The sequence below is a fragment of the Aeromonas sp. DNP9 genome (genome assembly GCF_001728955.1).
GTDB lineage: Bacteria > Pseudomonadota > Gammaproteobacteria > Enterobacterales > Aeromonadaceae > Aeromonas > Aeromonas veronii.
Map to the genome: position 1 here is coordinate 1 of NZ_LYSQ01000052.1, position 5,862 is coordinate 5,862.

The 5,862-nt window shown below is 57.8% G+C and carries 6 protein-coding genes; 3 read left to right on the forward strand and 3 right to left on the reverse strand.

From position 1 onward, the window contains the following. Positions 1 to 83 precede the first annotated feature (83 nt). The gene (locus tag A9G06_RS20990; RefSeq protein ID WP_069556521.1) at positions 84 to 1,349 is read right to left on the reverse strand and encodes a TIGR03503 family protein; all 1,266 of its coding nucleotides are present in this window, start codon (positions 1,347 to 1,349) and stop codon (positions 84 to 86) included. After that, positions 1,346 to 2,080 (reverse strand): DNA polymerase III subunit epsilon, encoded by a 735-nt coding sequence (gene dnaQ, locus A9G06_RS20995; RefSeq protein ID WP_047439188.1) that lies wholly within the window; start codon positions 2,078 to 2,080, stop codon positions 1,346 to 1,348. Before dnaQ ends, A9G06_RS20990 begins: the two co-directional genes overlap by 4 nt. Before the next feature lie 79 nt (positions 2,081 to 2,159). On the opposite strand from dnaQ, the gene rnhA reads away from it, so the two are divergent. Next, positions 2,160 to 2,624 carry a ribonuclease HI gene (gene rnhA / locus A9G06_RS21000; RefSeq protein WP_005337815.1) on the forward strand — a complete coding sequence of 155 codons (465 nt, stop codon included), beginning with the start codon at positions 2,160 to 2,162 and terminating at the stop codon, positions 2,622 to 2,624. Here the strand turns inward: rnhA and A9G06_RS21005 are convergent. Next, positions 2,612 to 3,334: a methyltransferase domain-containing protein gene (locus A9G06_RS21005; protein WP_005361718.1), complete on the reverse strand. Its 723-nt coding sequence runs from the start codon at positions 3,332 to 3,334 to the stop codon at positions 2,612 to 2,614. The two genes, rnhA and A9G06_RS21005, sit on opposite strands and share 13 nt — an antisense overlap. Positions 3,335 to 3,406: 72 nt before the next feature. Between A9G06_RS21005 and gloB the strand changes: the two genes are divergently transcribed. Continuing rightward, the gene (gene gloB / locus A9G06_RS21010; protein WP_005337817.1) at positions 3,407 to 4,171 is read left to right on the forward strand and encodes a hydroxyacylglutathione hydrolase; all 765 of its coding nucleotides are present in this window, start codon (positions 3,407 to 3,409) and stop codon (positions 4,169 to 4,171) included. A 70-nt stretch (positions 4,172 to 4,241) separates the two neighbouring features. Next, positions 4,242 to 5,795 (forward strand): LysM peptidoglycan-binding domain-containing protein, encoded by a 1,554-nt coding sequence (locus A9G06_RS21015; protein WP_040067949.1) that lies wholly within the window; start codon positions 4,242 to 4,244, stop codon positions 5,793 to 5,795. Positions 5,796 to 5,862: the final 67 nt, after the last annotated feature.

The following is a 5,862-nucleotide window of genomic DNA, read 5'->3' on the forward strand; positions in this document are numbered from 1 at the left end:
TATGAACTAAAAAAACCGCCCTGCTTATCAGGGCGGTTTTCTATATCTGGCATCACGTCACTTCAGAGCGAGAAGTACGAGGGTTACTGCTCTGGCAGATTGAGATCCAGCTTGGCAGCAGGTTGTCCGGCTTGCTGGTTCTCGGCCTGCGCAGCGGCCAGAGCACGCTTCAGGGCACGCCGTTTTTGTATCACCACAAATCCGACCCCACCCAATACCGCCAGCAGCACACCACCACCCGCCAATGCCCAGATCAGCCAGCCCATTTCCTCCTCTGCCGGGGCTTCATGGGTCGCCTCGGCACTGGAGGCCGGTGCGGCGGCCGACACCACCTCTACAGGAGGCGGCGGTGGCGGGAAGACATTGAAGGTTTTCACCGGCAACTCGATTTTCAGCTCACGGCCGAGGCGAGTAGTGCCATAGAGGGTTGCTTTCACCTCATGCTGACCGACCTCCTTGATGTTAGAGAGATCGATATCAAGCTTGGGGTCGCTGGCGGTCTCGCTGAACTCGTAGAGGCCGCCCACATTGCTGGTCACATTCCCCTTGACCACCACGGAGGCGGGATCCAGCTCATCACGGTCGATTAGCAGTGAGAGCTTGGCACCCAGCTCATCCGAAGGCGGCGACAAGTTATAGCTGAACGGATAGGGGTAAAGCAGCACATCCTGATAACGGGCACGGACAAACACCTGATTGCCCGTGCTGAACATGGCGCGATACTTGCCGCCGGGAATATCCTGCAGCGTCACTTCCGCCGTCATGATGCCATCACCCGGCACTTCGTCGAGCCCCTTGCCATCATCGCGATAGTGGCCGAGTACTTGATCCAGCACGACCTCTTTCTTATCGGCATCGCTGAACGATTGCAGCTTGACGGTCATGCCAAGGTCAGAGAGATAGTATTTATCTTTCGGCGGCTGACCATTGATCAGCAACCATGCCTTGAGCTTGACCACCTCCCCCTGATAGAGCTGCATCGGCAGGGCGGCGATATCGAGCCGGATATCGGAGAGAATACGCACCCGGTTGTCGGGATCCACCTCGCCAATCGCCTGCCAGGGGCCCGGCATGGGATTGCGCAGGGTAATGAGATCATGCTCCGGCAACGCCAGCCAACCCACATCTGCGGGTTTGACCTTGCCCACGTAAAGCTTGCTGCCATCGGGACGAACCAGGATCACGGACGGGGTGCCCGGCTTGCGCTTGATGATGAAGGTTATCTCCTTAACCCCATAATCGATGCGAAAGCGGTTATCCAGCAGCGGAATATCGGAAGGGGCAAATACCTCGGTCGCCGTCGCCCCCAGCGAGAGCAACAGCAGCAGACCGGCACACCACTTGCTCATTGCCGCCACAGACAACTTCCTCCCTTCTTCTGTACCAGATCCAGTCTCGCTTCGTGCAGGGCCTGAACCTCGGCACTGGCACGCACCACCTTGAGGGCGGGTCGGTTGCTCTCCAACCGGCGAATGCTGGTGTCCTGATTGCTTTCGTTTTCGTTGCTTTCGGTGGCCAGATTGAGTTTGGTCTGGCCGCCGGTCATCAGCAGGTAGACGTCCGCCAGGATCTCCGCATCGAGCAGAGCCCCGTGCAGGGTACGGTGGGAGTTGTCGATACCGTAACGATCGCACAGCACATCCAGGTTGTTGCGCTTGCCGGGGAAGAGATCCCGCGCCATCGCCAAGGTATCTGTGATGGTGCAGATATCCGCCGTCTTGAAGTTGAGTCCGAGCTTGCTGAACTCATAGTCCATGAAGCTCACGTCAAACGGCGCGTTGTGTGCGATCAGTTCGGCGCCGCGGATGAACTCGAGGAACTCGTCGGCGATCTGGCTGAACGACGGTTTGTCACGCAGAAACTCGTCGGTAATACCGTGCACCTGGATCGCTTCCGGGTCGACCAGACGATCAGGCTTGATATAGACGTGATAGTGGTTACCGGTCAGCTTGCGGTTGATCACCTCCACACAGCCGATTTCGATAATGCGGTGCCCCAGATAGACAGGGCCACCCGCCGTATTCATACCTGTGGTTTCAGTATCCAGAATGATCTGGCGATTCAGTTGGGGTGTGTTCATGATCCAATCTATGTCAAACTTCGGCTTTACTTACTCGCTAGTTTACCCCAAGCCTCATGTTAAAACAGATTGATTGCTCATGTTAAAACAGATTGATGTCTATACCGACGGCTCCTGCCTCGGCAATCCGGGCCCGGGTGGTTACGGGGCCGTGATGGTCTACGGCAAGCACCGCAAAGAGATTTCCGCCGGATTCAAGTTGACCACCAATAACCGGATGGAGCTGATGGCCGCCATCATGGGGCTTCGAACCCTCAACGAGCCCTGCAAGGTGCGCCTCACCACCGATAGCCAATATGTGCGCCAGGGGATCACCCAGTGGATCATCGGCTGGAAAAAGAAGGGGTGGATGACCGCCAATCGTCAACCGGTCAAGAACGTCGATCTCTGGAAGGAGTTGGATGCAGAAGTGGGTCGCCACCAGATTGAGTGGCTCTGGGTAAAGGGCCACTCCGGCCATCCGGAGAACGAACGGTGCGACGAGCTGGCCAGAGATGCCGCCTGCGGCAAGGATCTGGCCGAGGATACCGGTTACCAGCCCTGACGGGCCATGCCCGGTGTAGCGAGGGACTTTGGCAGTTGCCAGCGCCGCCGCACCGGGATCAGTGGAAATCGCCGTTTACGGGCTGCAATCACGTATACCGATGCAAATGCCCTGCAATAATCCCGCCCGATACTCTCCCGCCACCAACTGTGCCAGCTCTGTTTCCCCATAAACGAGTAGCCAAAACGCTCGTCGAACATCACCTCGCATCCCAGTAGATGGAGCCAGTCGGTGACTCGCCCTGGGGTAAACATCCGTGCCGACCAGGGCATTCTGCGCCGCAAGAACGGCACACAGTGACCGATCCCGACCAGACTCATGGGGTTATAACCACTGATGATCAGCCAGCCATCGTCGGTCAGCACCCTTTCGGCTTCGCGCAACACCTGATGGGGATCGGCAGAGAAATCGAGGCAGTGAGCCAGCAGGCAGGCATCGACGCTGCCGGTTCGTACCGGCAGATCGAGGGGATCGCCATACATGTCGAGCAGCCGCCCGCCGGGGGCGACCCCGATCTGATGACGAATGGAGGAGCGTTTGCAAGAGAGTTCAGCGCTCAAGGCGCCAATTTTCAGCAGATGATACCCAAACAGATTGGGACACCAGTTGTCGAGCCGATCCTGGATCTCGGCCGCCACCCAGTCCCCCATAGGCAACGCAGACCAGCTGGTCGGGATCTCGATTTGTTGTTCGGTACGTGCCACCTGCATAATAGGGCTCAACTCGGGGTTTCGAACGCCATCCTGTTATATAAGATACCCTCCCTAAAGAGAAGCAGACTCATGTATCCAGTGATCACAGTTCCAGCCTTTAATGACAACTACATCTGGTTGATCCGCCACGAAAATCACTGCCTGGTGGTCGATCCCGGTGATGCCGCCCCCGTACTGGAGCGGCTCGAGGCATTGGGGCTGGTGCTCGATGCCATCCTGCTGACCCATCACCATCACGACCATGTCGGGGGCGTCACCGACCTGCTTGCCCACTTCCCCCACGCCCGGCTCTATGGCCCCAAACTTGACCCCATGCCGGATCACCACGGTCAGTGGCTGGAAGATGGCGATCAGATCAACTGGCACGGCCTCGCCCTCGAGGTGATCCATGTGCCCGGGCACACTCGCGGCCACATCGCCTACCATGGCAATGGCATGCTCTTTTGTGGCGATACTCTCTTCTCGGCCGGTTGTGGCCGCCTGTTTGAAGGGACGCCGGAGCAAATGTACCACTCGCTGCAACGACTCGCCGCCCTGCCCGATGAGACCCTCATTTATTGTGCCCACGAGTACACCCTCTCCAACCTGCGTTTTGCCTATGCGGTCGAGCCGGACAACCCGGCGATCCGCCGCCAGATCGGGCTGATCAGCAAACTGCGGCAACAAGGGCTGCCAAGCCTGCCAACCCGGCTGGGTGACGAACGCACTTTCAACATTTTTCTGCGCTGCGAACAGGATTCAGTGAAATTTTCTGCTGAAAAGCATGGGCTAAAATGCGTGGAAAATCCGGTAGATACCTTCACCATCCTGCGTCAGTGGAAGGACGTTTTTTGAACAAACCTTGATCAGGGGGCCATTGCCCCTTATGATGCGAGCTGTTTTTCCTAAAAATGACCGGAACGAGATGAAGGTACGAACGGCCTTATTGGCAGCGCTGTTGCTCAGTGGCTGCCAAAACCTGAGCCATCAGGATGACCGGGCGCTAACGGCAATCGAGCCGATCAAGTCCCCCCAGGTCAAGAAAAAAGCGCATAAAAAACACTCTTCCCATTTCCTGTTTGGCGATGAACAGCTGGACGAAATGGAAGATACGGACAATCTGTGGGTGCGTATCAGCGATGATATGCAACTGGAAACTCCGGACAACCCGCGCATCCGCCAGCAACGTGAGTGGCTGTTGCGCAATGATAAGCATCTGGCGACCATTGCCAGCCGGGCTGAACCCTACCTCTATCTGATGGTAGAGGAGATTGAACGGCGTGAGCTGCCAATGGAGCTTATTACTGTCCCGATGATCGAGAGCATGTTTGATCCTCATGCCCGATCCCGCAGCAATGCCGTCGGACTCTGGCAGTTTGTGCCAGCGACAGGCAGAAACTTCGGTCTGCGCCACGACAACTGGTATGACGGACGGCGCGATGTGCTGGCCTCAACCAATGCGGCGCTCGACTATCTGGAGTACCTGAACCGCTTCTTTGACGGTGACTGGCTGCAGACGCTGGCCGCCTACAATGCCGGGGAAGGGCGGGTGCGCAACGCCATCCAGCGTAACCAGCGCGCAGGCAAACCGACCGACTACTGGTCGCTCGATCTGCCCCGCGAAACCCGGATGTATGTGCCCAAGATCCTCGCCATGGCTGACATGATCAGCAATGCGGACAAGTACAATATCCAGTTGCCGGTGCTCGCCAACGAGCCGAAGCTGCGAGTGGTGGAGACCGGCAGCCAGATCGATCTGAACGTGGCCGCCCAACTGGCCGGTCTGCGCACCTCACAGCTCAAGGAGGTCAATCCTGCCCTGAGCCGTGGTGTGATGTCGCCCCGTGGCCCTTACCGCCTGCTGGTACCGGTAGAGTATGCCGATACCCTGGAGCTGGCACTGGCCGATCTGCCCAAGAGCGAACGTATTCGTACCCGCTCCTATCAGGTCACCAGTGGCGATACCCTGTCGCGCATCGCCCAGAATCATGGCGTCAGCGTGAACGAGCTGAAGCTGGCCAACAATCTGCGCAGCAACAACCTGCGTCGCGGTCAGCAACTGGTGATCCCGACCCACGGTCAGGTCAGCAGCAAGGCCAGCTCCGCCAGCAAACCGCAACAGCTGGCAAGCCGTGGCAGCAGCCAGAAGGCCAAAGTCAGTTACAAGGTGCGCTCGGGTGACAACCTGTGGAGCATCAGCCAGGCACACGGCGTCTCCCACGAAGAGCTCGCCAGGTGGAATGGTCTGAATGCCAAGTCGGCGCTCAAGCCAGGCATGAAGCTGGTGGTCTATCCCAAGCAAGGGAAGAAGAGCGACAAATCGATGGTGTATCAGGTTCGCCGTGGCGACTCCATCTCCTCCATCGCGGCTCGCTTCCAGGTGGCCATCAACGATGTGATGCGCTGGAACCAGCTGGATAAAGGGGATTACCTCAAGCCCGGTCAGGAGCTTACCCTGTTTGTGAAGAACAACAGCTAAGCCTCACCGCTTGAACCCGATAAAAAACGGGGCCAGTCATCTGACTTGGCACCGTTTTTTATTACTG

Excerpts from the sequence above, each read along its gene's own strand:
- A9G06_RS20990 (WP_069556521.1), bottom strand. The coding sequence starts at position 1,349 with ATGAGCAAGTGGTGTGCCGGTCTGCTGCTGTTGCTCTCGCTGGGGGCG.
- dnaQ (WP_047439188.1), bottom strand. The coding sequence starts at position 2,080 with ATGAACACACCCCAACTGAATCGCCAGATCATTCTGGATACTGAAACC.
- rnhA (WP_005337815.1), top strand. The coding sequence starts at position 2,160 with ATGTTAAAACAGATTGATGTCTATACCGACGGCTCCTGCCTCGGCAAT.
- A9G06_RS21005 (WP_005361718.1), bottom strand. The coding sequence starts at position 3,334 with ATGCAGGTGGCACGTACCGAACAACAAATCGAGATCCCGACCAGCTGG.
- gloB (WP_005337817.1), top strand. The coding sequence starts at position 3,407 with ATGTATCCAGTGATCACAGTTCCAGCCTTTAATGACAACTACATCTGG.
- A9G06_RS21015 (WP_040067949.1), top strand. The coding sequence starts at position 4,242 with ATGAAGGTACGAACGGCCTTATTGGCAGCGCTGTTGCTCAGTGGCTGC.